27 protein-coding genes and 1 tRNA gene are annotated in these 24,288 nt (G+C 62.6%); 13 read left to right on the top strand and 15 right to left on the bottom strand.

What is annotated here, in order from left to right; genetic code table 11:
* Positions 1-7: 7 nt before the first annotated feature.
* Together serS and cysG are read left to right on the top strand one after the other, a co-directional pair.
* A complete protein-coding gene (gene serS, locus ACNFCH_RS07820; protein ID WP_337158948.1) occupies positions 8-1,288 on the top strand; it encodes a serine--tRNA ligase in 1,281 nt (426 codons plus the stop codon).
* Entirely contained in the window at positions 1,289-2,680 is a 1,392-nt protein-coding gene (gene cysG / locus ACNFCH_RS07815; RefSeq protein WP_337158947.1) for a siroheme synthase CysG, read from the top strand. It abuts the gene before it with no gap.
* A gap of 124 nt (positions 2,681-2,804) precedes the next feature.
* Here the strand turns inward: cysG and ACNFCH_RS07810 are convergent, their stop codons facing one another.
* The 8 genes from ACNFCH_RS07810 to ACNFCH_RS07775 all read right to left on the bottom strand — a co-directional run bounded on the left by ACNFCH_RS07810 (position 2,805) and on the right by ACNFCH_RS07775 (position 8,634).
* Complete coding sequence (locus tag ACNFCH_RS07810; RefSeq protein WP_337158946.1) at positions 2,805-3,767, bottom strand: glutathione S-transferase family protein; 963 nt, start codon at positions 3,765-3,767, stop codon at positions 2,805-2,807.
* A 96-nt stretch (positions 3,768-3,863) separates the two neighbouring features.
* Positions 3,864-4,865: a glycosyl transferase family protein gene (locus tag ACNFCH_RS07805; protein WP_416742587.1), complete on the bottom strand. Its 1,002-nt coding sequence runs from the start codon at positions 4,863-4,865 to the stop codon at positions 3,864-3,866.
* The gene (locus tag ACNFCH_RS07800; RefSeq protein ID WP_196164056.1) at positions 4,862-5,197 is read right to left on the bottom strand and encodes a TusE/DsrC/DsvC family sulfur relay protein; all 336 of its coding nucleotides are present in this window, start codon (positions 5,195-5,197) and stop codon (positions 4,862-4,864) included. Before ACNFCH_RS07800 ends, ACNFCH_RS07805 begins: the two co-directional genes overlap by 4 nt.
* Positions 5,194-5,490 carry a sulfurtransferase complex subunit TusB gene (gene tusB / locus ACNFCH_RS07795; RefSeq protein ID WP_337158944.1) on the bottom strand — a complete coding sequence of 99 codons (297 nt, stop codon included), beginning with the start codon at positions 5,488-5,490 and terminating at the stop codon, positions 5,194-5,196. Before tusB ends, ACNFCH_RS07800 begins: the two co-directional genes overlap by 4 nt.
* Positions 5,490-5,849, bottom strand: a complete 360-nt coding sequence (tusC, locus tag ACNFCH_RS07790; RefSeq protein WP_337158943.1) for a sulfurtransferase complex subunit TusC — start codon at positions 5,847-5,849, stop codon at positions 5,490-5,492. The genes tusB and tusC overlap by 1 nt, the downstream gene beginning before the upstream one ends.
* Position 5,850: 1 nt before the next feature.
* Entirely contained in the window at positions 5,851-6,243 is a 393-nt protein-coding gene (gene tusD / locus ACNFCH_RS07785; RefSeq protein ID WP_337158942.1) for a sulfurtransferase complex subunit TusD, read from the bottom strand.
* 87 nt (positions 6,244-6,330) lie between these two features.
* Entirely contained in the window at positions 6,331-7,710 is a 1,380-nt protein-coding gene (locus tag ACNFCH_RS07780; protein ID WP_196164060.1) for a nucleobase:cation symporter-2 family protein, read from the bottom strand.
* A gap of 252 nt (positions 7,711-7,962) precedes the next feature.
* A complete protein-coding gene (locus ACNFCH_RS07775; RefSeq protein ID WP_196164061.1) occupies positions 7,963-8,634 on the bottom strand; it encodes a Bax inhibitor-1/YccA family protein in 672 nt (223 codons plus the stop codon).
* Positions 8,635-8,774: 140 nt separating this feature from the next.
* Here ACNFCH_RS07775 and ACNFCH_RS07770 point away from each other — a divergent pair.
* Positions 8,775-8,862: transfer RNA gene (locus tag ACNFCH_RS07770), tRNA-Ser, on the top strand.
* A 557-nt stretch (positions 8,863-9,419) separates the two neighbouring features.
* The gene (locus ACNFCH_RS07765) at positions 9,420-9,803 is read left to right on the top strand and encodes a hypothetical protein (protein WP_416742586.1); all 384 of its coding nucleotides are present in this window, start codon (positions 9,420-9,422) and stop codon (positions 9,801-9,803) included.
* A gap of 63 nt (positions 9,804-9,866) precedes the next feature.
* Here ACNFCH_RS07765 and ACNFCH_RS07760 read toward each other — a convergent pair whose 3' ends face one another.
* Complete coding sequence (locus ACNFCH_RS07760; RefSeq protein WP_070092636.1) at positions 9,867-10,181, bottom strand: phage holin, lambda family; 315 nt, start codon at positions 10,179-10,181, stop codon at positions 9,867-9,869.
* A gap of 271 nt (positions 10,182-10,452) precedes the next feature.
* On the opposite strand from ACNFCH_RS07760, the gene ACNFCH_RS07755 reads away from it, so the two are divergent.
* From ACNFCH_RS07755 to ACNFCH_RS07735, 5 genes are all read left to right on the top strand, one after another.
* Entirely contained in the window at positions 10,453-11,226 is a 774-nt protein-coding gene (locus ACNFCH_RS07755) for an ABC transporter ATP-binding protein (RefSeq protein ID WP_337158937.1), read from the top strand.
* Positions 11,227-11,631: 405 nt separating this feature from the next.
* Positions 11,632-12,078 (top strand): hypothetical protein, encoded by a 447-nt coding sequence (locus ACNFCH_RS07750; protein WP_416742585.1) that lies wholly within the window; start codon positions 11,632-11,634, stop codon positions 12,076-12,078.
* Between the two features lie 264 nt (positions 12,079-12,342).
* Positions 12,343-13,197, top strand: coding sequence for a DUF6502 family protein (locus tag ACNFCH_RS07745; RefSeq protein ID WP_337158936.1), 855 nt, complete (start codon positions 12,343-12,345; stop codon positions 13,195-13,197).
* Positions 13,194-14,798 (top strand): DUF5666 domain-containing protein, encoded by a 1,605-nt coding sequence (locus tag ACNFCH_RS07740; RefSeq protein ID WP_416742584.1) that lies wholly within the window; start codon positions 13,194-13,196, stop codon positions 14,796-14,798. Before ACNFCH_RS07745 ends, ACNFCH_RS07740 begins: the two co-directional genes overlap by 4 nt.
* Positions 14,799-14,892: 94 nt before the next feature.
* Positions 14,893-15,645 carry a hypothetical protein gene (locus tag ACNFCH_RS07735; protein WP_337158934.1) on the top strand — a complete coding sequence of 251 codons (753 nt, stop codon included), beginning with the start codon at positions 14,893-14,895 and terminating at the stop codon, positions 15,643-15,645.
* 61 nt (positions 15,646-15,706) lie between these two features.
* On the opposite strand, the gene ACNFCH_RS07730 is transcribed toward ACNFCH_RS07735, so the two are convergent.
* The gene (locus tag ACNFCH_RS07730; RefSeq protein ID WP_337158933.1) at positions 15,707-15,883 is read right to left on the bottom strand and encodes a hypothetical protein; all 177 of its coding nucleotides are present in this window, start codon (positions 15,881-15,883) and stop codon (positions 15,707-15,709) included.
* A gap of 470 nt (positions 15,884-16,353) precedes the next feature.
* Between ACNFCH_RS07730 and ACNFCH_RS07725 the strand changes: the two genes are divergently transcribed.
* From ACNFCH_RS07725 to ACNFCH_RS07715, 3 genes are all read left to right on the top strand, one after another.
* Positions 16,354-16,845 (top strand): GNAT family N-acetyltransferase, encoded by a 492-nt coding sequence (locus tag ACNFCH_RS07725; RefSeq protein ID WP_337158932.1) that lies wholly within the window; start codon positions 16,354-16,356, stop codon positions 16,843-16,845.
* 243 nt (positions 16,846-17,088) lie between these two features.
* Positions 17,089-17,514, top strand: a complete 426-nt coding sequence (locus ACNFCH_RS07720) for a DUF892 family protein (protein WP_416742583.1) — start codon at positions 17,089-17,091, stop codon at positions 17,512-17,514.
* Entirely contained in the window at positions 17,511-17,654 is a 144-nt protein-coding gene (locus tag ACNFCH_RS07715; protein ID WP_416742605.1) for a hypothetical protein, read from the top strand. Before ACNFCH_RS07720 ends, ACNFCH_RS07715 begins: the two co-directional genes overlap by 4 nt.
* 525 nt (positions 17,655-18,179) lie before the next feature.
* Here ACNFCH_RS07715 and ACNFCH_RS07710 read toward each other — a convergent pair.
* The gene (locus ACNFCH_RS07710) at positions 18,180-19,085 is read right to left on the bottom strand and encodes a LysR substrate-binding domain-containing protein (RefSeq protein ID WP_416742582.1); all 906 of its coding nucleotides are present in this window, start codon (positions 19,083-19,085) and stop codon (positions 18,180-18,182) included.
* Positions 19,086-19,186: 101 nt separating this feature from the next.
* Between ACNFCH_RS07710 and ACNFCH_RS07705 the strand changes: the two genes are divergently transcribed.
* Entirely contained in the window at positions 19,187-19,948 is a 762-nt protein-coding gene (locus tag ACNFCH_RS07705) for a sulfite exporter TauE/SafE family protein (RefSeq protein ID WP_070092628.1), read from the top strand.
* A 1-nt stretch (position 19,949) separates the two neighbouring features.
* Here ACNFCH_RS07705 and ACNFCH_RS07700 read toward each other — a convergent pair whose 3' ends face one another.
* The 4 genes from ACNFCH_RS07700 to ACNFCH_RS07685 form a co-directional block, all read right to left on the bottom strand.
* Complete coding sequence (locus tag ACNFCH_RS07700; RefSeq protein ID WP_416742581.1) at positions 19,950-21,359, bottom strand: diguanylate cyclase; 1,410 nt, start codon at positions 21,357-21,359, stop codon at positions 19,950-19,952.
* Between the two features lie 161 nt (positions 21,360-21,520).
* Complete coding sequence (locus ACNFCH_RS07695) at positions 21,521-23,350, bottom strand: SLC13 family permease (protein WP_337158927.1); 1,830 nt, start codon at positions 23,348-23,350, stop codon at positions 21,521-21,523.
* A gap of 144 nt (positions 23,351-23,494) precedes the next feature.
* Positions 23,495-23,884, bottom strand: a complete 390-nt coding sequence (locus ACNFCH_RS07690) for a glycine zipper domain-containing protein (protein ID WP_196164075.1) — start codon at positions 23,882-23,884, stop codon at positions 23,495-23,497.
* A gap of 79 nt (positions 23,885-23,963) precedes the next feature.
* Entirely contained in the window at positions 23,964-24,188 is a 225-nt protein-coding gene (locus ACNFCH_RS07685) for a hypothetical protein (RefSeq protein WP_416742580.1), read from the bottom strand.
* Positions 24,189-24,288: the final 100 nt, after the last annotated feature.

Raw genomic sequence — 24,288 nt, 5'->3', positions numbered from 1 at the left:
GAACGATATGCTCGATTCCAAACTGTTACGCGGCCAACTTCAGGAAGTGGCGGATCGCCTGGCCTCCCGTGGCTTCAGCCTGGATGTCGCGCGCATCGAATCCCTGGAAGAGCGCCGCAAGGCCGTGCAGACCCGCACCGAGCAACTGCAGGCCGAACGTAACGCCCGCTCCAAGTCCATCGGCCAGGCCAAGGCCAAGGGCGAGGACATCGCACCGCTGATGGCGGACGTCGAGCGCATGGCGGGCGAGCTGGCAGACGGCAAAGTTGAGCTGGACGCCATCCAGGCCGAACTCGACGCCATCGTGCTGACCATCCCCAACCTGCCGGACGCCAGCGTTCCGGTCGGTCCGGACGAAGAGGCCAATGTCGAGGTGCGCCGTTGGGGTACCCCGCGTGACTTCGACTTCGAGATCAAGGACCACGTGGCCCTGGGCGAGATCAGCGGCGGCCTGGACTTCGAAACCGCAGCCAAGCTCTCGGGTGCACGTTTTGCCCTGCTGCGCGGCCCGATCGCCCGCATGCACCGTGCCCTGGCCCAGTTCATGATCAACCTGCACACCAGCGAGCACGGCTACGAAGAGGCCTACACCCCTTACCTGGTGCAAGCCCCGGCCCTGCAGGGTACCGGCCAGTTGCCGAAGTTCGAGGAGGACTTGTTCAAGATCGCCCGTGAAGGCGAGGCGGACTTCTACCTGATCCCGACCGCTGAAGTGTCGCTGACCAACATCGTCGCTGGCCAGATCATCGATGCCAAGCAGCTGCCGATCAAATTCGTTGCCCACACTCCATGCTTCCGCAGCGAAGCCGGTGCTTCGGGCCGCGATACCCGTGGCATGATCCGCCAGCACCAGTTCGACAAGGTCGAGATGGTGCAGATCGTCGAGCCGTCCAAGTCGATGGAAGCCCTCGAAGGCCTGACCGCCAACGCCGAACGCGTGCTGCAGGCCCTGGAGCTGCCGTACCGTGTCCTGGCCCTGTGCACCGGCGACATGGGCTTCAGCGCCGTGAAGACCTACGACCTGGAAGTCTGGGTGCCGAGCCAGGGCAAGTACCGCGAGATCAGCTCCTGCTCGAACTGCGGTGACTTCCAGGCCCGCCGCATGCAGGCCCGCTGGCGCAATCCGGAAACCGGCAAGCCTGAGCTGGTGCACACCCTCAACGGTTCCGGCCTGGCCGTAGGCCGTACCCTGGTTGCGGTGCTGGAGAACTACCAGCAGGCCGATGGCTCGATTCGCGTGCCGGATGTACTCAAGCCTTATATGGGTGGCGTCGAGGTTATCCGCTAAATGGATTACCTGCCGCTGTTCCACAAGCTGCAGGGGGGGCGGGTACTGGTCGTCGGTGGCGGTGAAATCGCCCTGCGCAAGGCGCGTCTGCTGGCCGATGCCGGCGCCGCGCTGCGGGTGGTGGCGCCGGAGGTCGACGGCCAGTTGGCCGCGCTGGCCCGTGAGGGTCGCGGCGAGGTCCTGGTGCGCGGCTACCAGCCAAGCGACCTGGACGGTTGCCGCCTTGTGATCGCCGCCACCGACGACTCCGTGCTCAATGCCCAGGTTTCTGCCGATGCACAGGCGCGTAGCCTGCCGGTCAACGTGGTGGATGCGCCAGCCCTGTGCACGGTGATCTTCCCCGCGATCGTCGACCGTTCGCCCTTGGTGGTGGCCGTCTCCAGTGGCGGTGATGCACCGGTGCTGGCGCGTCTGATCCGGGCGCGTCTTGAGGCCTGGATCCCGGCTGCCTACGGCGAGTTGGCCGGCCTGGCTGCGCGTTTTCGCGACAAGGTCAAGGCGCTGTATCCGGACGTCAACCAGCGTCGCGGTTTCTGGGAGGATGTCTTCCAGGGCCCGATCGCCGAACGTCAGCTGGCTGGACAGGGTAGTGAAGCCGAGCGCCTGTTGCAGGCCAAGGTTGAGGGCGCGGCGGTGCAGCAAGGGGGAGAGGTGTATCTGGTCGGTGCCGGCCCGGGCGATCCGGACCTGCTGACTTTCCGTGCCTTGCGCCTGATGCAGCAGGCCGACGTGGTGCTGTATGACCGGTTGGTGGCACCAGCGATCATCGAGATGTGCCGGCGAGATGCCGAGCGCATCTACGTTGGCAAGCGCCGTGCCGATCACGCTGTACCCCAGGAACAGATCAACCGTCTGCTGGTCGATCTGGCGCGTCAGGGCAAGCGGGTGCTGCGCCTCAAGGGTGGCGATCCGTTCATCTTCGGTCGTGGCGGCGAAGAAATCGAGGAGTTGGCCGAGGAGGGCATCCCGTTCCAGGTGGTGCCGGGTATCACCGCGGCCAGTGGCTGCTCAGCGTACGGCGGTATTCCGCTGACCCACCGGGATTACGCCCAGTCCGTGCGCTTCGTCACCGGGCACCTGAAGGATGGCACCAGCAACCTGCCCTGGGATGATCTGGTTGCGCCTGCCCAGACCTTGGTGTTCTACATGGGGCTGGTCGGCTTGCCGACCATCTGTGCCGAACTGATCCGCCATGGCCGCGCGGCCAGTACCCCGGCGGCCCTGGTGCAGCAGGGGACTACGCGCAATCAGCGGGTGTTCACCGGGACCCTGGCGGACCTGCCGGAGCTGGTGGCTCGCCATGAAGTGCATGCGCCAACCTTGGTGATCGTCGGGGAAGTGGTGCAGCTGCGCGAAAAGCTGAAATGGTTTGAAGGTTCGCAAAACAGCTGAAATTGTTGGCGCCTTTTCGCGGCATAAGGCCGCTCCTGCAGGTCGGCGCAAGACTCGAATCTCGCGTTGTGCATGCAGGGGCGGCCTTGTGCCGCGAAAGGGCTGCAAAGCAGCCCCAGCGTCATCAGCCTTGTCCCCAGATTCCTCGCCCTGGCAAGCGCTCCCGGTCATGCGCCAGCCCGAAGTCCTGCAGCGGCCCCTTGGGCACGATGCCGTTCGGGTTGATGGTCTTGTGGCTCATGTAATAGTGCTTCTGGATGTGCTCCATGTTCACGGTCCCGGCCACGCCTGGCCACTGGTACAGCTCGCGAAGCCAGTTGGACAGGTTCGGGTAGTCGGCCAGACGACGCAGGTTGCACTTGAAGTGGCCGTGGTACACGGCGTCGAAGCGCACCAGGGTGGTGAACAGGCGCACGTCGGCTTCGGTGAGGTATTCCCCCGCCAGGTAGCGCTGACGGCCCAATAGGGCTTCGAGGTGGTCCAGCTCGGCGAACACTTGGTCGAACGCTGCCTCGTAGGCTTCCTGGGTGGTGGCGAAGCCTGCGCGGTACACGCCGTTGTTCACGGCGGGGTAGATGCGTTCGTTGAGTGCATCGATGGTCGCGCGCAGCGGCTCGGGGTAGAGGTCCAGACGGTTGCCGGTCAGCTCATCGAATGCGCTGTTGAAGATGCGGATGATCTCTGCTGACTCGTTGTTGACGATGCGCTTTTGCTGTTTGTCCCACAGTACCGGTACCGTCACGCGGCCGGTGTAGTGTGGATCATCCTGGGTATAGCGCTGGTGCAGGTACTGCAGATCGTCCAGGTGGTCGCCCGAGGAGCCGTGCTGCCGATCGAAGGTCCAGCCGTGCTCGCCCATCAGCCAACTCACCACCGACACGTCGATCAGCGGCTCCAGGCCTTTGAGGGCGCGGAAGATCAAGGTGCGATGAGCCCAGGGGCAAGCCAGGGAAACATACAGGTGGTAGCGCCCGGCTTCGGCTGCCGGCAGCTGATTGCGGCGTTGGGCGTTCTCGCGCTGGAACGCGCCGTCCTTGCTGTTCTGGTACCACTGGTCATGCCAGCGGCCGTCGATCAAAAGGCCCATGGTGAGCTCCTCGGAACAAAGTCGTTTGTCGTTGGAGCTCAGTCTAGGCAACTCTGTTCGAATAAATAGCGCAAAGACTGCCGTGATCGGATCGATTTATTCGATGCTTTTGCGGGTCGCCCAATAGCTGCGTGCGGTTTCGAAGGCCTGTTCACGGCCATGGCCAAGCCCGCGCAGGGCCATTGCCATGGTCGCCACCACGGCCAGTTCGCCGTAGCTGTCCTCGGCTTCGCCGCGCCATACCGTCAGCAAATGCTCAGGTTGCAGGGTGGCCGGTTTGACGTGGCGTTGGGCGCTCAGCGCCGGCCACTCTTCGTCCCAGGCTGCACCGGCGGTGGTGCCGTAGAGATGGCTGATCACATCTGGGTTGACCTCGATCTCCCCGCCGTCGCCCTTGATCACCACGGCATGGTCGCCCAGCAGGCGGCTGGCCTCGCGGTGTACCGCCTGGTACCCAGGATGGAAGATGCTCTGCAGGCCGCAGCGGGCACCCAGCGGATTGAGCACGCGGGCCAGGGAGTGAATCGGTGAGCGCAGCCCCAAGGTGTTGCGCAGATCGATCATCCGCTGCAGTTGCGGGGCCCAGTCCTGCAGCGGTGCGAAGGCCAGGCAGCGCTCGTCCAGTGCCTGGGCCACGGCGGGCCAATCGCGGCACAGGAGAACGTCCAGCAGGTCCAGCAGTTGTTCGGTATACAGCCGGCCAGCAGTGTGCGCACCGCCGCCATGCAGGAGAATGCGCACGCCGTTGCCAGCCAGGCATTTGGCCGCCAACAGATACCAAGGCAGGTGGCGCTTCTTGCCGGCGTAGGTGGGCCAATCCAGGTCCACGTCGATGGCCGGAGCCTGCAGGTGAGCGCGCAGGGCTTCGGTGAAGCCGGCAAGTTCCTCGGCGCTTTCTTCCTTGTGCCGCAGCAGCATGAGGAAGGCTCCCAACTGGGTGTCCTCGACCTTGTCTTCGAGCAGCAGGGTCATGGCCGTGCGAGCTTCTTCACGGGTCAGGCCGCGGGCGCCGCGTTTGCCTTTGCCGAGGATGCGCACGAATTCGGCGAACGGATGTTCGGCCGGGGTTTGCAAGGTAAGTGGGCGAGCGATGGTCATATGCAGTTGGTCGGCTTGGGCAGGCCCGCCAGTTTGGCGGCCAGTTTGGCGGGAGTGCCGTTGAACAGGCGATTGAGGTGCGGGCTGTTGCCTTTTTCCGGACCCAGCTTGAGGGCGGTGTACTTGATCAGCGGGCGGGTGGCCGGTGACAGTTGGTACTCCTCGTAGAACTGGCGCAGCAGCGCTAACACTTCCCAGTGATCGGCGGTGAGCGGGATGCTTTCGCGCGCAGCCAGGGCTTCGGCGACTTCGTGGGACCAGTCTTGCAGGTCGACCAAAAAGCCGTCCTTGTCCAGGGCGATCTGCCGATCGCCGACAGTCAGGTTGCTCATAGCCAACTGTTGACCTTGTGGTAGTGCAGTGACAGTTCAACGAAGGCCGGGTAGTCCACGGGCTTGGCCAGCGCGCTGTCAATGGCGCGGGCCTGCAGATCTTCGGTGAGGGCGTATAGGCGATTACCCAAGGCGGCGCCTTCGAGCTTGCGCTGGGGCTCGCTGCCGGGGCGCAGGGCGTAGACCGCGTCGCCGCACAGCAGCAGGGCGTCGTCTGTGCCCAGCAGGCGCAAGCAGCTGTCCAGGCGGTTGTCGCTGAAGGGCGAATGGCTGATTACATGCAAGGTCGTCATCAGAGCGTCACCACCTGGTCAAAACGGGCAATCAGAGCGGTCAGGGCTGCGTCATCCAGCACCTCGACCGGCAGTTCCAGCGCGTCGCCGGCCAGGCCCCGCTCGGCCAGGCTGTGACCGCAGGCGAACAGTTCCTCGACACCGAACATCGGCAACGCCTGGAGATTGGCGGCGAGATTCTTCTGCTGCAGTTCGCCAGGCTGCTGGCCTGCGGCAAGCTGGAACACGCCGTCATCGAGGAACAGCATGCCCAAGGGCAGATCGAAGGCGCCGCCAGCCAGGGCGATGTCCAGCGCTTCGCGGGCGCTGGGGCCGTTCCAGGGCGCTTGACGGCTGATGATCAACAGGGACTTGGCCATCTCAATCACCTCCGAAGCAGACCAGGCGGTCGGCGACTTGTGCTGCCTCATGCAACTGGCCGAGGCCCGACAGCTCCCAAGGGGCTGGCAGGTTCACGGCGGGGCGTTGGTAGCGGTTGGCTTCGCTTTCATCCAATACGCCCCGACGCAGGGCTGCGGCGATGCACACCACGGCATCGAGCTGTTGGCTGTCGATGAAAGCGCGCCATTGGGCGGCAACGTCCAGCTCATCCTGGGGGGCGACGATATTGGCCGAGGCGCTGTGCACCCCGTCCTGGTAGAAGAACAGCCGGGCAATCTCGTGCCCAGCGGCCAGCACTGCCTCGGCGAAGCGCAGGGCGCGACGCGAGGAGGGCGCATGGGCCGGGGAAAAAACCGCGATGGCGAATTTCATGGAAGGCTCGTGCAAAGGAATGGGGCCATGATAAAGCAAAAAAGCCCGCACCTGTCGGTGCGGGCTTTTCGGGCCTACGGTAGCCTGTCAGGCCTGGCCCTTGCTCTCTGGCAGGAACCAATTCAGCACCAGGGCGCAGATGCCGCCGGTGGCCACGCCAGACTCCAGCACGTTGCGCAGCGCCGCTGGCATGTGTGCCAGGAACTCCGGCACCTGGGCCACGCCCAGCCCCAGCGCCAGGGACACCGAGATGATCAGCAGGGCGCGACGGTCCAGGCGGGTGCTGGCCAGGATGTTGATACCCGAGGCTGCCACGGCGCCGAACATCACCATGGCCGCGCCACCGAGCACAGGCTCCGGCACGGCCTGGATCACGCCGGCAACGCTCGGGAACAGACCCAGGAGTACCAGCATCAGGGCGATCCACACGCCGATATGGCGGCTGGCGATTCCGGTCAACTGAATGACGCCGTTGTTCTGCGCAAAGATCGAGCTGGGGAAGGTGTTGAATACACCGGCCAGCAGCGAGTTGGCACCGTTGACCAGCACGCCACCCTTGATGCGCTGCATCCACAGCGGGCCTTCGACCGGCTGGCGCGAGACCTTGCTGGTGGCCGTGACGTCGCCGATGGCTTCCAACGAGGTCACCAGGTAGATCACCAGCATCGGAATGAACAGCGCCCAGGAGAAGCTCAGGCCAAAGTGCAGCGGCATTGGCACCTGGAACAGCGCGGCCTCATGCATGCCGGTGAAGTCCAGACGGCCGAGGTAGCCGGCCAGGGCATAGCCCACGGCCAGGGCGATGACGATGGCGCAGCTGCGCATCCATACCACTGGAATACGGTTGAGGATCACGATGATCGCCAGCACCACGCCAGACAGCAGCAGGTTCTCGCCATTGGCGAAGGTGCCGTTGCCCATGGCCGTGAAACCACCGCCCATGCTGATCAGGCCGACCTTGATCAGCGTCAGGCCGATCATCAACACCACGATGCCGGTCACCAGCGGGGTGATCAGGCGTTTGACGAACGGAAGGATGCGCGACACGCCCATTTCCACGAACGAGCCGGCGATCACCACGCCAAAAATGGCGGCCATCACGCTTTCCACCGGCGTGCCCTGCTTGACCATCAGTGCACCGCCGGCGATCAGCGGCCCGACGAAGTTGAAGCTGGTGCCCTGCACGATCAACAGGCCCGCGCCAAACGGCCCGAAGCGCTTGCACTGAACGAAAGTCGCGATGCCGGAAATCACCAGGGACATGGAGACGATCAGGTTGGTATCACGCGGGGAGACCCCCAGGGCCTGACAGATCAGCAGGCCAGGGGTGACGATCGGTACGATGATCGCCAGCAGGTGCTGAAGCGCTGCCAGTAGGCCGATCAGCGGCCGCGGCTTGTCCTCGAGACCGAGGACCAGTTCATTGGCAGGCGCCGCCGCGCCCGGCCCGTGTTCGATGGAACTCATGGGAAGCTGCCCAGGATGAAAAAAGGAGCGCATTCTACGGGGCGAGGCCGGATAGGGGTAGGGGAAAATGCGCGGGCGCAGCGTTGCCGGGCAGGAGAATGCACTGCTGGCCGCTCATCGCAGGTCAACGTACAGCTCATGTATGCGCAAGACCGTGTCGGCGCGGGCTTGTCTCGCGATGGGGGCGCAGCGGCCCAACAATCGCCCACAAAAAAGCCCGCCGAAGCGGGCTCTTTCTTGTGCCAGTGGCTATCAGTCGTCGCGGCCCATGATGCCGAACAGTTGCAGCAAGCTGACGAACAGGTTGTAGATCGATACATACAGGCTGATGGTCGCCATGATGTAGTTGCGCTCACCACCGTGGATGATCGCGCTGGTCTGGAACAGGATGCAGACCGACGAGAACAGCACGAAGCCCGCGCTGATCGCCAGTTGCAGGCCGCTGATCTGGAAGAAGAAGCTGGCCACGACCGCGCCGAGCAGCACGAAGAAGCCCGCGGTGATGAAGCCGCTGAGGAAGCTCATGTCCTTGCGAGTGACCAGCACGTAGGCCGACAGGCCACCGAAGACCAGCGCGGTCATGGCGAAGGCCGAGCTGACCACTTCGGCGCCGCCGCTCATGCCCAGATAGCGGTTGAGGATGGGGCCGAGGATGAAGCCCATGAAGCCGGTGAGCGCGAAGGTGGAGACCAGGCCCCAGACCGAATCACGCAGTTTGGCGGTGAGGAAGAACAGACCGTAGAAACCGATCAGCACCACGAACACGTTCGGGTAGCCGACCCGCATCTGCTGGGCGATGAACGCCATGACGCCGCTGAAGGCGAGGGTAAGCGCCAGCAGACTGTAAGTGTTGCGCAGGACGCGGCTGACTTCCTGCTGCTCGGCCTGCTGGCCGTGGTGGACGGCATAATCCTGTTCGCGCATGGCGACACTCCTGTGGTGTGAAACCTGTGGTTCGAAACGAATGGTTGCAATGAGGATACCAGAGCAGCTGCAAGGCGCGACACAGAGAGTTTGACAGCTTGTTTCATTGCGGTATGATTGCCGCCGCAAAAATTGATCCTGGAAGCGTGGCCGAGTGGTTTAAGGCAACGGTCTTGAAAACCGTCGATGGGCAACTATCCTAGAGTTCGAATCTCTACGCTTCCGCCATATTCAAAGCCCTGATTATTCAGGGCTTTTTGCGTTTTTGGGGTAGGCAAATCATTGGTGCCACCACCCGCGCCACCTCTTATCTTCCCGCAAAGGCCCCAGATAACGGCGCGCTTAGTGTCATCAAGCGCAATTTGTCGAAGAAAAGGCAGCCTGTGTGATAATTCATGGAATCGAATACAGGTTCTGCACAGCGTCCGGCTGGACCGCGATGGCCTAGCGCTCGAATGCAGTCGTAAAGATCAGATTGTTTTCGAAATGATGAAACCTTGAGGTTGAAGGTCTCGCTGTTCGAGCGGGATGTGCCGTTGGCGCTGTTGGAATACGCAGTCCCAGCCGTCCGCGCCTTTGTACCGTGCGTTGAAGGGGAGATGCCAATTCGCTAAATGGCTAAGTGATATCGTTCGCTATAGCGAACTGAAATATATAACTTTTTTTACGGGTCAAACACCAACGGAAGGTGTAGGCTCGAAAGCCGAAGTGTGACATTTATTTCAAAAAAAGGGGCAGTGTGGGTCCGAACCTATCCATTTCAGTGGGGTGGCCGGAGATTTCACATGAACAGTTCCATAACGCCCAGAATGCTGGCGCATGGCGTGATGCTGTCGCTTCTTGCAGGTTTCTTTCTTGCTGGCTGTGCACACGATCCTGACATCCGCATGGGGCATGACAATTCCTCGGGCTACACGGGGAAAAATCCATCGGCTTACTTAAGTTGTGTGAAGAGTGAGCTTCCGACGAACGCGAAGACTTACACGCAAGAGAATCAAGGCGCGCTTGCGCTCTATGTCGACAGCACCGACCCAAACCAGGCAACAGGTCTAGTCGAAGTTAAAGATTCAGGGCAGCAACATCAATATTTGGCATATCAGCGAGATGCCTGGTACGACCAGGGCCGGTTACTCGATGCGGCGCTGATGTGTTCAAGAGCCAGCCTTTGAGTATTTTCCTCCTCCTCATCAAGCCCAGCCTGTGCTGGGCTTTTTGTATCGTCCTGCGCAACGTCAGGGCAGCTGCTTTTTCTGAATGAAGAATTTGATGAATATGGCACGTATGCCTTCTACCCCGAGCAGTCCGATTACGCCGCCGAAAAAGGGCGCGGTATCGCTCGTGACGCCGATCAGCGATAGCCCGTGGCTTGCAGCAAGGGCGAGAGCGCCGCACAAGGGGGCTTCGATCAGCACCCGTCGCAGTGAGCCGCCTCCATAGACCACTCGTAACGCTGCGATGATCACGGCCAAAACGCCTGCGTATAGACCTGGCCAATTGTCTTGAAGCCAGCGTTCGAGCCAGGCCCAGGCCTCAGGTCGGTCAAACATGACGGCGCGCTCCCTCTTGGCAATACGGTTGTGAGCGGTCAAGGGGACCAAGAGCGGCAACGTTGGTCATAAGGCGATTGGCGGGGCAGGGCATGGAAGTATCCTTGGTAACGGCGAGATATCGCGTTGATGAAGGCATGGTCTGCAGCAAGACGGAAACCGGCAATCCGCAGATGTTCTAGGGCGGGGGCTTCATGGCGCACTGCACGTCTTTTCGTTTGCCCCCATCGGCGGCACACTCTGCGTTCGTTCGCCCTCAGATGAGCCAACCATGATCGATATTCACAATGTGACCGCCTTCCAGCAGCAGACCCGCGTGCTCGATGGGTTTTCCCTGCACATCGGCGAAGGCGAGAAAGTCGCCATCCTGGGCCCCAACGGTGCCGGCAAGAGCACGCTGCTCAAACTGATCACCCGCGAGCTCTACCCGGTGGAGCGCGAAGGCAGCCATTTGCGTCTGTTCGGGAGCGAAACGGTCAACCTGTGGGCCTTGCGCAGCCGTATCGGGTTCATTTCCCAGGACCTGCAGGATGATTACACCCCCTATACCCAGGCCCTGGATGTGGTGGTTTCCGGTTTCTTCGGAGCCATCGGCGCCCATGGTCATTTGCAGCCGAGCGATGAGCAGCGCGAGCAGGCGCGTCACTTACTGGCGGTGGTCGAGATGGCCGGCTACGAGCAGACCATGTTCCAGCGTCTGTCCACCGGGCAGCGACGCAGGCTTCTGCTGGCGCGGGCATTGGTTCATCGGCCGCGGGCGCTGATTCTCGACGAGCCGGCCAATGGCCTGGACATGGGGGCCAGTCTGGGCATGCTCAAGCTGTTGCGGCGTTTCTGTGGTGAAGACCACGCGATGATCATCACCACCCACCATATCGACGAGATCATTCCGGAGATCGAGCGGGTGGTGTTGCTCGAGAAGGGGCGCATCATCGCCGATGGCCCCAAGGCCGAAGTGCTGACCAGCGAACGTTTGTCCGCGCTCTACCAGACGCAACTGCGCATCAGCGAACAGGATGGCTGGTACCGCTGCTGGCATGCCTGAATAACGCCTGCCCCGCGCCCTATAGAAGCCGCCCCCGGCATTCGCTAAAGGGGCGGGGCTCTCTGACCTATTTTCCCTGTATTCGATCACCGGACAGCCGGTCGTTGACTCCCCTGGGCAGAGGACTAATCTCATGACGTGGGAAATATTCCCACAAAACAAAAAGACGCTGACTGGCTCAGAAGGGAACGTGCACAAGTCGCTTGCACTTTCATCACCATGGAGCGGCCGCTGGTTGGCTGGTTGCCCGCAGGGCGGCTGGATTCATTGGTTGTTGCGTTCGATTCGAGTATGAAAATGCAACCCTGAAGCGGAGATTCGTCATGCTGCTCAAAAAATGTTTGTTGGCGCTGGCCATCGGTGGCGTCCTTTCGGCATCGCTGGTGTTGGTGCCCGACTCGATCAGTGACTTCTCCAGCGCCTACGCCAAGGATGGTGGCGGCGGTGGAGGTGGCGGCCATGGTGGAGGCGGTGGCGGTGGTCACGGCGGCGGAGGCGGTGGTCATGGTGGTGGCGGTGGTGGCCACGGCGGCGGTGGCGGCGGTCATGGTGGTGGCGGAGGCGGCCACGGTGGCGGTGGAGGTGGTCATGGCGGTGGCAGCGGCGGTGGCGGTGGCCATGGCGGGAGTGGCGGTCACGGCGGCAGCGGTGGCTCAGGTCACGGAGGTGATGGTGGCCACAGCGGTAACAGCGGCCATGGCAACTCAGGGCGTGGCAGCGATGATGGCGGTGCCCATGGTGTCGGTCACGGTGCCGATGATGGCGCCAATCATGACGCCGGCGGTCCTCATGGTGTCGGCCATGGCGCAGATGACGGCCCCAACCATGACGTTGGCGATGATCACGGTGTAGGTCATGGCGCAGATGATGGTCCCAACCATGACGTTGGCGACGATCGCGGTGCAGGCCGTGGAGCCGATGACGGCCCCGACCATGATGTTGGCGATGATCGTGGCGGTGCCTGACCGCTGAACCTCGGAAGCCGAAACCCGGAGCGATCCGGGTTTCGCGCCGCAGAGGCGGGTAACCGGATCGGTTGTGGTGTGCTGGGCAAGGTGCTGGAATGTACCGCCCGTAAGCACCGAGCGCTCGCCCCTTGGTTAAGGAAGCTCTGCAATGTCACTGCCCACTTTACCTCCCTCCCTCTTGCCGGCATTGCACGCTGTCATGCGGCCATTGGTGAGGTTGATGCTGAGAAAGGGGGTGACTTTCAACAGCTTTGTGAACCTGCTCAAGGAGGTCTTCGTGGAGGTCGCCGAGCGTGAGTTCCGTCTTGACGGAAAACCGCCCAGCGACAGCCGCATCAGTTTGCTGACGGGCGTCCACCGCAAGGATGTCCGGCGTTTGCGGGCCCAGGTGCTGGAAGACGATGCCAGCCTCCCGGAAGCCGTGTCCTTTGGCGCGCATCTGGTGAGCATCTGGCTGAATCACGCCCCATTCTGCGAACAACCTGGCCAACCCCGGGCATTGCCACGGTTGGCCAGCGTGGGCGGCGAGCGTTCGTTCGACGCGTTGGTTGCGGCGTTGAGCACGGACATTCGTGCCCGGGTCGTGCTGGATGAGTGGCTTCGCCTGGGGGTCGTGAGCGTCGATGAAGAGGATCAGGTCCATTTGCAGACCCGCGCATTCATCCCTCAGCGCGGTTTCGAGGAAAAGATCGCTTATTTCCGGCACAACCTGCATGACCATGCTTGTGCCGCAGTGCACAACCTGACCGAAGCCGGGGAGCCGTTCTTCGAGCGCAGTGTGCACTACGACAGCTTGTCCCTGGCCGGTGTGCAGCAACTCAGAGACGCCGTCCAGACCGATGGCATGCAGGTACTGCTTGCCATCAACCAACTGGCCGCCGAACTCGAGGAGCGCGATCCGCCGCCTGCGGACGCTCGTCAGCGCATGACGGTGGGCCTGTATTTCTACTCCGAAGCCAATCCGGCAGAGGTCGCATCCGCGACCAAGGCCCGTGAACCATGAGCATGACGTCGCGCCTGCTGAGTTCGCTCGTAGCCTTGTGCTGTGCGCTTGTCCTGTCGTCGTCGCTGAGTGCGGCGCCCGCCTGCCTCGAACCGGGTGGTACCGGCGGCACAGGCATGGTGGCGCCGGGCGGTGTCGGTGGGACGGGTGCGCCAGACAACGGCGTCGGCGGGACCGGTGCACGTCCTGGCGGTGGTGGCATCGGTGGTACCGGTGCGCCACAAGACGAAGGCGGCGTGGGTGGGACCGGCATCGTCGGCACCATCACAGGGTTCGGCTCGATCTGCGTCAACGGCGTAGAGGTCCATTTCGACTCCAAGGTGGCGCTCAGCGAGAATGGCCTGCCTGCCAGCAGCCAGCGATTGGCGATCGGCCAGGTAGTGGCCGTTGAGGCCCAGCCGTCCCGTCGAGGGCTGGAGGCGCGCAGCATCGCCATTCTCAATGCCTATGAAGGGCCTGTGACTGGGCTTGCCTCCGGCGATACGCCGATGCGCGTCATGGGCCAACCGGTGCGAGTGGCGGCAGGCGCCCGGGTGGCGCCGGGCCTGCACATCGGCGAGTCGGTGCGTGTCAGTGGTCTGCGCAATGCACGGGGTGAGGTCGTGGCCAGCCGTGTGGATCGTGCCCCGGGGCTGGCCCAAGCCAGTGCCATCGGCGATATCGGCAAGGCCGGCAATCTGCAGGGCCTGGCCCTGAGCAAAGCGTTGCCGCCCACGGGTGAGGTGCTGGTGCGCGGCGCCTGGAACGGCCAGCAACTGAGCGTGGTGCAAGCCAGCCGGGATCCGGGCTTCCCCTTCGCCGGGCGGGTGCGCAATGCCTTGGTCGAAGGCCTGGTGCGTGGGCAGCAGGGTAATCGCATCGAGGTCGGTGGTTTCACAGCCTTTGTCGACCGCGCTACCCAACAGCAAGCGGCGACGCTTGCTATCGGCCAGCGCATCCGCGTTAGCGGTGTGTTCGACGCTGGGCGCACCATTCACGCTCAGCGCATCGAAGTGGTGCATGAGCATCACGGCGATAGCCATTCCCTTGGCATGCAGCCCGCACAACCTCAGGGGGGCGAATCCGATGAGTCCCGGGAGGTCGAGTCGGGGTCGTCTGAAGGAGGCGAATCCGGGAAGCGAGGTGGCAGTGGCTCCAGCCATGAACAAACCCAGACTCGCGAGCGCGTCGAAAGCGGCGAAGCCCGAGAAAAGGTCGAACGCACAGAGGTGTCCGACTCGGGGGATGTGGAGCGTCGAGAGCGCATCGAGACGCGCGAATCCGGCGATCGCGTGGAAACCCGCGAGCGCATAGAGGTGTTCGAAAATGGCGTGCGCGTGGAGCGAATCGAGCGGATCGAGAAGATCGAGCGTTCGGACCGGCCAGACAAACCCGAGCGCATCGAAAAGATCGAGCGCATCGAGAAGATCGAACGACCAGAAAAAGTCGAGCGTCCCGAGAAGGTGGAACGACCGGAAAAAATCGAACGCCCCGAGAAGGTCGAACGTCCGGACAAAGTCGAGCGACCTGAGAAGGTGGAGCGCCCTGAAAAGGTCGAGCGACCCGAGAAAGTGGAACGGCCCGAGAAGCCTGAGCGCTCGGAGCATTCGGGCTCTCATTAGGCGTCGGTCTGCCAGCGTCCGGCTATGCTTCAAGGCATCCAGTCCGGGGGTGTACCGCACCTGATGTGAATGTCCTGATCGCAACGAGGTAGGCATGATTTCGATGCGTGCGCTGTTTCCCTGTCTGATGACTTTGGCCTGGCCAGCGCTGGCGGATGAAGTGACATTGTCCACGGGGGTGGATTACTCACGGGGCGACTACGGCACGGCGGCCACCAGCGAGACTTGGTACGTCCCGGTCATCGGCAAGTATGAAACCGGCCCGATGATCTACAAATTGACCATTCCCTACCTACGTATCACCAACCCCGCGGTAGGGCCGGGTGGTGAGCCGTTGGCGGGTGACAACTGCGGTCGCGTCGAGAGCGGGCTCGGCGATACGGTGGCCAGCGCCGATTACGCCCTGCTCGATGGCAGCGACGGCGGCAACCTGCTCGTGGACCTGGTGGGCAAGGTGAAGCTGCCCACCGCCGATGAAGACCATTGCCTGGGCACCGGCAAGACCGATTACTCCGCCCAGATCGACGTGGTGCGGGCATTCGGCGTGGTGAGTGGTTTCGCCACGCTGGGTTGGAAGAAGTTCGGCGATCCGGCCGATACGGATTTTCGTGATCCGATCTTCACGTCCATCGGCCTGGTCAGCCGGCTCGCACCTGCCACTTCGGTAGGGGCGGTATACGACTGGCGGCAGAAAGTGACATCCGACGGCGATGAGATTCAGGAGTTCACCCTGTTTCTGACCCAAAAACTCAGCGAGGACTGGAAGGTCCAGCTGTACGCGTTGAAGGGGTTTTCCGACGCGAGCCCCGACTCTGGCGGCGGGCTGTTGCTCAACCATTCGTTTTGACTCAAGGCGGGTGCCATTGCCTCGGGGCTGCTTGCAGCCCGGTCGACTTTCACGGCAAGCATCACTGCAGGGTAGGGGTGTCCGGCACATCGCGCAGTGTCGCCTCTATGCCGGCGATGGTTCTGGCGAGCTTGTCGGCTTCCTGGTCGCGACCTTGGGCTCTGAGCAGGTCACGCTGTTGGCGCAAATTGAGCAGGGTCTTCTGTAGGGCCAGGGCGGAGGTTCGATAGGGGTCCATGTCGTGCTCGTGCATTCCATGCAGTGGTGGGAGGCCGCGACCGTATCAGCTCGTTCAAACACGTGAAACTGATGTTTCATACAGCAGCGGCCGGACTCGTAGTCTGAAGGCTACGAGTTCGCAGGAATGCTCTTACATGAAAGGCTGGAGGAGTGTTACAGGTGGTGTACCGCCTGTAGCCCTGCACTCAATGTTCATAGGGGTTGCACGGGCTGTGGCCCGCTCAGTGCGCCGCTCAGGTTACCCATAGCCAGTGTTGATCTGCGGAAAAGTTATGTTGCAAATGATGCCGGGCTCGGGCTCCGCCCAAGGTTTGTCGCTCCAGCCACCCGCGCCACCAGAGCCGCCAATTCTGGCTCGGGGCGGAAAGCCCGGACGATGGCCTCACCCGCTCGGTATGAGACACAGGGCGCGGTTGGAGTGGACTTGCGCTAGCATGTCCCTCCGTTTTTGTTTTTCGGATATTGCCCATGAGTACCCCGCGTTTGCGCCAGGCCACCCCTCAGGATGTGGACCGTTGCTACCAGATCGAGATCAGCGCCTACGAAGGCGACGAGGCCGCCACCCGGGAGAAGATCGCCACACGCATCGCTCAGTACCCGGAAGGATTCCTGGTGCTGGAACTCGAGGGGGTGGTGATCGGGTTCATCAACAGTGGCTGTGCCTTTGAGGTGGTGATATCGGACGAGGCCTTCAAAGAGCTGGTCGGCCATGACGCCCAGGCACCTAATGTGGTGATCATGTCGGTCGTCGTTGATCCAGCATTCCAGGGGCGGGGCTTGGCAGGCTTGCTGATGAGTCACTTCGTCGAGCAGATGCGTCAGCGCGGCAAGGCTACCATTCACCTGATGTGCAAGGATCGGCATGTGGGGCTGTACGAAAAAATGGGGTATCGCTACGTGCAGCCTTCGGCGTCCGACCACGGCGGCATGGCCTGGCATGAGATGGTCATGACGTTATGAGCGTTCGGTGCGGCGGCGCTGTTACTTCAAAAAAAATGAATTGAAGCGGCAAAGGTGTTCTGTTGAATACTTTGTCGCCGCCAAGCCGACCCATGGGGTGGCCGTCTTCTCAGGCGCTCCTGACGCTTGGCTTATATTCGTTTTATTGCACTTAAGCCCCATTTAATTTCAATTAATTTCAGCATGCCAGCATTTTAAGCTCGTCCTGTCGCCGCGCAGTCCTGCGGCTTCAGGAGCTTTACCATGTCGTATGCCTGTGAACCTCAAAACCCTGCCACACCCCCAGCCGACGACCTGATCGATTGGTTGCGCATGCTCATGCGCGCCGAGCGTGCGGGTGCCCGGTTGATGCTCGACAGTGCCTGTCAAACCCGGGATCCAGCCTTGCTCCAACGCCTGGAGCAGTTGCATCACGGCGAAGCGGAAAGCTGCCGCCGCCTGCGCAACTGCCTGGAGCGTCTCGACGCCAAACCTGGCGCGGGCATGGGGGACTTCCATGCCAAAGCCATGGCCATTGCCGATCTGCACGAGCGCCTGCAATTCATCGCCCGCGGCCAACGCTGGGTCGCCCGGCAATTGCAGGCGCGCCTGCCTTCGATCACTCAGCCCTGGCTGCGCCAGGAGCTTGAAGTTGTGCTGCGGTTGCACCAGGACCCCTCCGACGTTTGATTGGCCAAATCGGCGACGCCGCCGATGGCTTGCTGGTCATCGAGGACCTGCACAACTTCGGCGCCGACTACGACTGCACGTTGATGGCCTGGCACGATAGGGACAGGTGTGCTCTTACAGAGACGTTCAGTCTCATCTGATATGCTTTTTTTGCACGAACCTGAATCTGTAACCGTATCAGCCCGGAGCAGACAATACCCATCAAGCCCAGCCTTCCGAACCGGCGTGTGCTGGGCAAGCTGCGCTGCACTGCATCAGCACCGGCCAGCCTCGCCGTTTCGTCATTATCTGTAGAGGTTCCGATGGGCAAGCTCGCACTGTTCCTGGGTGGATTCCTGTTGCTGACAATCCTGGTCGGCTTGTTGGGCACCATTCCGCCAAGCTGATGATCTCCATGGGCCTGCCGACTTCATTGGCGGGCCTGGCCATTCCTGGGCATGTCCCGCTTACCGACGCTGCAGGGCTTGGCCGTGCAGCGTTGTCGTGTGTGAGATAAGTCGTTCTTTGTGCTGGGAAATCTGTCCACAAAAAACGTGGGTAGGTCTGTGGATAAAATGCTGCAACCCAAGCCAGCGGCGGGCTCTGTTAAATTGAACAGAATTTGAGCAGGGTTGTCTGCGAGGGCGCGAGCGCCTGACCGAGCACGGATACATTCAGTGCAGAGCCTAGCGCTGTGGGCAGGCGTGGCGCACCCTCTGCAGCAACTCGCGCACCCGCACGGGCAGTTCGCCGGCGGGGTACACCGCATGCATCTGTGGGTCCTGGCCGGTGCTCGAGGTCAGGCGATAGCTCGTGCATACCCGCACCAGACGCCCACTCTCCACCAAGGGTTCTGCCACCCAGTCGGCCAGGCGGGCAATCCCGGCGCCCGCAAGAGCACTTTGCAGGATCGCGCCCCCAGCGCTCAGGCGCAGGCGCGGATGTGGACGCACGCTGGTGATCTGGCCATCGCGATAGAAATGCCAGGCCTTGAGTACGCGCGGTGCGGTATGCAGGATCAGCGCGTGACCTTCCAATGCCTCGGGATGTTCGGGTGTGCCCTGGCGGGCCAGGTAGTCTGGGCTGGCGTACAGGTAGCGGCGATAGGGCCACAGGGGGTAGCCGATCAGTTCGCTGGACTGGGGGAAGGCCCCTCGGATGACGAAGTCGAACTTGCCTTCCAGCGGGTCGAGTGCCTGGTCGCTGAACTGCACATCCAGGGTGACTTGAGGGTATTGCTCAGAGAACGCGGCGAGTACTGCGGGCAGCAGCTGTTGGCCGAGCAGTTCCGGTGCGGCGAAGCGGATCCAGCCTTGGGAGGATCCGCTGAGCGCTGCCAGTTCGTCGACGGCATCCCGTTGCACATCCAGCAAGCGCTCGGCATGGGGCAGCAGGCGTTCACCGGCTTCGGTGAGGGTCACGGTACTGGCGCTTCGGTTGAGCAGCTTGGCCCCGGCGTTGTCTTCCAGCGCCTGCACGGCGCGTGTCACTGCGCTGGGCGAGCGGCCCAGGGCGCGGGCGGCGGCCACGAAGCTGCGCTTGTGGGCGACGCTGACGAAGGCCTGGATTTCACGCAACATGTCCAATGCCATGGAGGGCTCCTGATTGCAGTTTTAGCAACGTCGCATTTCAACATAAGTGCCGTCGTTTGATTAGCCTTGGGGGCTCTGCTTTTCGTTCTGGAACCCGCCCCATGATGGACATAGCGCTGCTTTCATTGTTTGCCTTCGCCGCCGGCCTGATCGATGCCGCTGTCGGAGGTGGCGGGTTGATCCAGATTCCGGCGCTGTTCAACGTATTGCCGAACGCGCAACCGGCCGCGCTGCTGGGCAGCAACAAGCTGGCTTCGGTCTGCGGCACCTCGTTCGCGGCGCGTTCGTTTCTGCGCAAGGTACACCTGGATTGGGGCCTGATCGTGCCGGCGGCAGCCAGTGCCTTCGTCATGTCGTTCGCCGGTGCCGCCACGGTTTCGCTGGTGCCGCCCAGCGTGATGCGCCCGGCGGTGTTGGTGCTGATCGTGCTGATGGCCATCTACACCTTCTGCAAGAAGGACTTCGGGACCCTGCACAAACCTGCCCGGATCGGGCGCAGGGAGCAGTGTCTGGCGGTGCTGATCGGCGGCGCGATCGGCTTTTACGATGGCCTGTTCGGTCCGGGTACCGGAAGCTTTTTGATCTTCCTGTTCATTCGCTTCTTCGCTCTGGACTTTCTCCATGCCTCAGCGTCGGCCAAGCTTGTGAACATTGCCACCAACCTGGCCGCGCTGGTGTTCTTCATCCCATCGGGCAACGTGCTGTGGGCGATCGCGTTGCCGATGGCCGCTTTCAACATCCTGGGGGCGCTGACGGGCACCTGGCTTGCGGTGCGCAAAGGGGCAGGATTCGTTCGTGGTTTGTTCCTGGTGCTGTTGTGCGTGCTGATCGCCAAGCTGTCGTGGGACTTGCTGGCCGGTTAGGTCAGACGACCTGGCGCTGCGCTTCGGCCTGCTCGACGCGGTTGCGACCTGCGGCCTTGGCGCGGTAGAGCGCTTGGTCTGCCTGGACCAGCAAGCTGTCGAGGCTTGGCGCCAACTGTTGCGCGCGGCAACCGGCCAGGCCAATGCTGACGGTGATCTGCAAGCGCCGCTCTGGCAGCATCACGCGCAGGTCCTGCACGGCGCGACGCAGACGCTCGGCAGTGAACTTGGCCTGTTCCGGCGCAAGCCCTGCCAGGATGATCACGAACTCTTCTCCTCCGAGGCGGGCGAACAGCTCGCCTTCGTGCAACTGATCCTGAACAGTGTGGGAGAACTGACGCAGCACCTGATCGCCCACGGCATGGCCGTATTGGTCGTTGATGTTCTTGAAATGATCGATGTCCAGCATCATCAAGGTCAGGGGCATGGCTTGTGCATGCTGCTGACGACTCTCGAGCAGGGCATTGGCGCGGCGGGTGAAGGCGCTGCGAGTCAGGGTGCCGGTGAGATGATCGATGGTGGCCTGGTGCGCCAGACGTGCCAGGAGGCTGCGGTTGGCGTTGCTGACGCAGGCCACGACCAGCGGGCCGAGCACCAGCATGGCGATGCCCAGGCGCGCTGACATCAGCGTGTTCACCCCAGGCATGCTCTGCGGGAGACTGAAATGCATGAGGTTCAGCGCCACGGCGACGATCAGCGTGGTGCCGGTGGTGAAGGTCAGCAATGACACCATGAACGATGAGTATGTCCAGGCGCACCACAGCAGGGCGGCGATGGGGAAGGCGATGGCGCCTGGCCCGCCGAAGGCGATGCTCAGGGCCAAGGATCCGAGCAGGACCAGCAGCGGCATCAGGCGAATCGCCTGACCGCCGCCTCGAATCAACGAGCGCAGGTTCGGTGCAGTGAGCAGCATCGGCAACACCAGCACGTTGGTCGAGAACTGTTCACTGAACCAGGCCAGCCAGGTGGCCTTGAGCGACTCCTGGAACCAGGGCGCGGCTACCACACACGCCATGCTTGCTGCAACGATGGCCCCGGCGGCGCTGGCGCCGAACACGCGCAATACCCCTTGGGGGGTACGCATGCGACGGTGCACCCGTGGCAAATGCGACAACACCCGCCAGAGAGTGATGATCACGCCCAGGTTGCACAGGTTGAACCACAGCGCAGGCTTCCAGGCGCTACCGGTGGCAAGATCGGCGGTGACCATGGCCAGCCAGACCAGGCCGCACCCTGCGAGGGTGGCCTGGCGTGGGTAGCGCAGCAGCACGCCTGCGAGCACGGCATTGACTGGCCAGAACAGCGACAGGGATTCGATCGGTCTGGCGAGAATACCGCCCAGGGTCAGGGCGAGGGACAGGCCGAACAAGGCAAGAAGAGGAAGCAGGCGCGACTGGGCTGGAAACACCATGGGCTGGACCGGCTGGCGGAGACGGAATCCAGGAAAACGCCTGTAAGCACCTGGGGTAATGAGGCGTCAGTGTGTTTCCTGAGCAGGGGGATGTCAATTAGCTGGTGTCTTGGCCGCCTTCAATGTGAAAGCGGCCATTTTCGTCGATTTATTGACGGTCGCTACAAGCCGAAGAACCACGGCACCAGGAACACCGTCACTAGCATCACCACCACCGTGAAGGGCACCCCGACTTTGACGAAGTCCGCGAAGCGATACTGGCCCGGGCCGAGGACCAAGGTGTTGACCGGCGAGGACACCGGCGTCATGAAGGCTGCCGAGGCGGCCAGGGCCACCGTCATGGCGAACGGGTAGGGTGACATACCCAGTTGCTGCGCTGTGCTGATCGCCACTGGCGCCATCAATACCGCCGTGGCGGTGTTGGAAATGAACAGCCCAATCAGCGCAGTGACGGCGAACAGGCAGCCCAGGATCGCATAAGGCCCCGCACCGCCCAGCAGGCTGACCAGGCCGCTCACCGCCAGATCGATGCCTCCGGTTTTCTGCAGGGCCAGAGCAAAGGGCAGCATACCGACGATCAGCACCAGGCTTTGCCAGTGGATGGCGCGGTAGGCGCTGTCCATGTCGATGCAGCGCCCGGCGCCCATCAGCACGCAACCGATCAACGCGGCGACGACGTTGGGCACCACACCGCTGACCATCAGGCCGACCATCACCACCAGGCTGATCAATGCGAAGGGAGCTCGGGTCCGGGCGGGTGCCACCTGGTCGATTTCCGCAGGCAGGCTCAGGACCAGAAAGTCCCTGGGCTGGCTTTGCAGTTGGCGTATGGCCTTCCAGGGGCCGACTACCAGCAGGGTGTCACCCAGGCGGAGTTTTTCTTCCACCAGTTGTTCGTCGATGGCGGTCTGCTCCCGGCGCAGGCCGACGACGTTCAAGCCAAAGCGGCTACGGAAAACCAGCTCCAGGATGCTCTTGCCGATTAGCTGCGACCCGGGCGGCAGGGAGACCTCGGCCATACCCAGATCCTGGGACTGATCGATGAAGTAGGCGGCTTTGAAGTGCAACGGCTCCAGTTGCATGGTCTGGCACAGGCTGCGCAGGTTGTCACGGTTGGCGAACAGATCGAGCAGTAGTACGTCGCCCTGATGCAGCACGGTGCTTGAATCGGCGACCATGACCCGGGTGGTGAACTTGTGCTGGCGCTCGATGCCGATCACGTTGGCGCCATGGCGGGTACGCAGCTCCAACTCGCCCAAGGTGTGCCCGATCAGGGGCGAGTGAGGTCGAATGCGCAGGCGACGCTCGCGTCCGTTGAGCTTGTAGTCCAGCACCAGATCAAGGAGGGTGCGACGCGTCTCCACGCGGCCATCCTTGCGCACCTCGCCATTGAGCCAGTGGCGAGCGAACAGCATGTAGCCGATGCCAAGCACCAGTACCACCAGGCCGAACGGAGTGAAACTGAAGAAGCTGAAGCCCGCGCCACCATGACGGACCAGTTCGCTGTGCACGACCACGTTGGGTGGCGTGGCCACCAGACTGAGCATGCCGCTGATCAGGCCCGCGAAGCTCAGCGGCATCATCAGCCGACTGGGGGGTAAGCCAAGGCGTGCAGCGATGCTCAGCACCACCGGGATGAAAATCGCCACCACGCCCGTAGAGCTCATGACCGAGCCCAGACCGGCCACTGAAATCATCAGCAACACCAGCAGACGCGCTTCGCTGTTGCCGGCGCGTTCGCTCATCCATTCACCGATGCGGTAGGCAATACCCGTGCGTACAAGGCCTTCGCCGATCACGAACAGTGCTGCGATCAGCACCACGTTGGGGTCGCTGAAACCGGCCAGGGCCTGCTCGATGGTGAGAATGCCCGAAAGCGGCAGGGCCAGGATTACCAGCAAGGCGACCACGTCCATGCGTGGGCGATTGATGACGAAAAGTGTGACGACGATGGCCAGCAGGCCGAGGACCCAGAGCAGCTCTTGGTTCATGGGGAGGAGGTGTTCCTTCACTCGAGGGGCACGGTAGAGAGTAGCGCCGAGTGTGGCACCGTGCAGTGAAGGAGGTGTTGATATGTTGCAGTGTTTTGATGAGCAGAAGGGGCTGCAGGCAGCCCCTGGATACAGCGGCGGGAATCAGTGGCGGTGACGGCGGTGGTGGTGGCCGCCGTTGTTGTCGCCCATGTGGTTGCCCAGCGCGCCACCTGCGGCACCGCCCAGGCCTGCACCAATGGTCGACCCGGTGGAGCCGCCTACCGCGCGGCCCAGGATGGAGCCGCCGGCCGAACCCAGGCCGCCACCAATGGCGGCTTCGGTACGATTGCCCTTGCGTGCGCCAACCGCGCTGCCGGCCGCGCCGCCCAGGCCTGCGCCGATGGCTGCACCGGTGCCGCCGCCGATCTGTTGGCCAACAATGTTACCAAGGGCGCCACCCAGGCCGCCGCCGATGGCTGCGGTGCCATCGCCGGCAAATGCGCCCTGGCAGAACAGCAGGCCGAGGGCAAGGGAAGGCAGAGTCAGACGCATGATTTGAACCTCAAACGAATCATCAGGGTAAGGTGCCGCGGCACGGGCGGCGGGTCAGGAGTAAAAAGACGTTGCTGTGTCAGTCGTCGTCGCGGTCGCGATCACGATCACGGTAGTAGCGATCGCGCTGGTGGCGCTCTCTATAGCGATAACCGTCGTCGTCGCGATCGCCACGGTCGCGGTAATAGCGATGGTCCCGGTCACGGTCGCGCCAGCCACCGTCATCGTCGTGGTAGTGGTGGTAGCAGCCACCGAGGGCGAGCACGGTGGCAATCAACGCAAAACTCGCAATGCGCTTCATCACGATATAGGTCCTTGATCCGCAAAGATTTACGGGGTACCTCCTGTGACCTGAAACGCTCGATTTGGTTTCTTGGGCACGCAAAAATCTGTCGCTCCAGCGA

The organism is Pseudomonas sp. NY15354 (assembly GCF_048068075.1).
Lineage (GTDB): Bacteria > Pseudomonadota > Gammaproteobacteria > Pseudomonadales > Pseudomonadaceae > Aquipseudomonas > Aquipseudomonas guariconensis_C.
The sequence above is the reverse complement of the archived record's forward strand: the minus strand, read 5'-3'. Positions and strand labels throughout refer to the sequence as shown.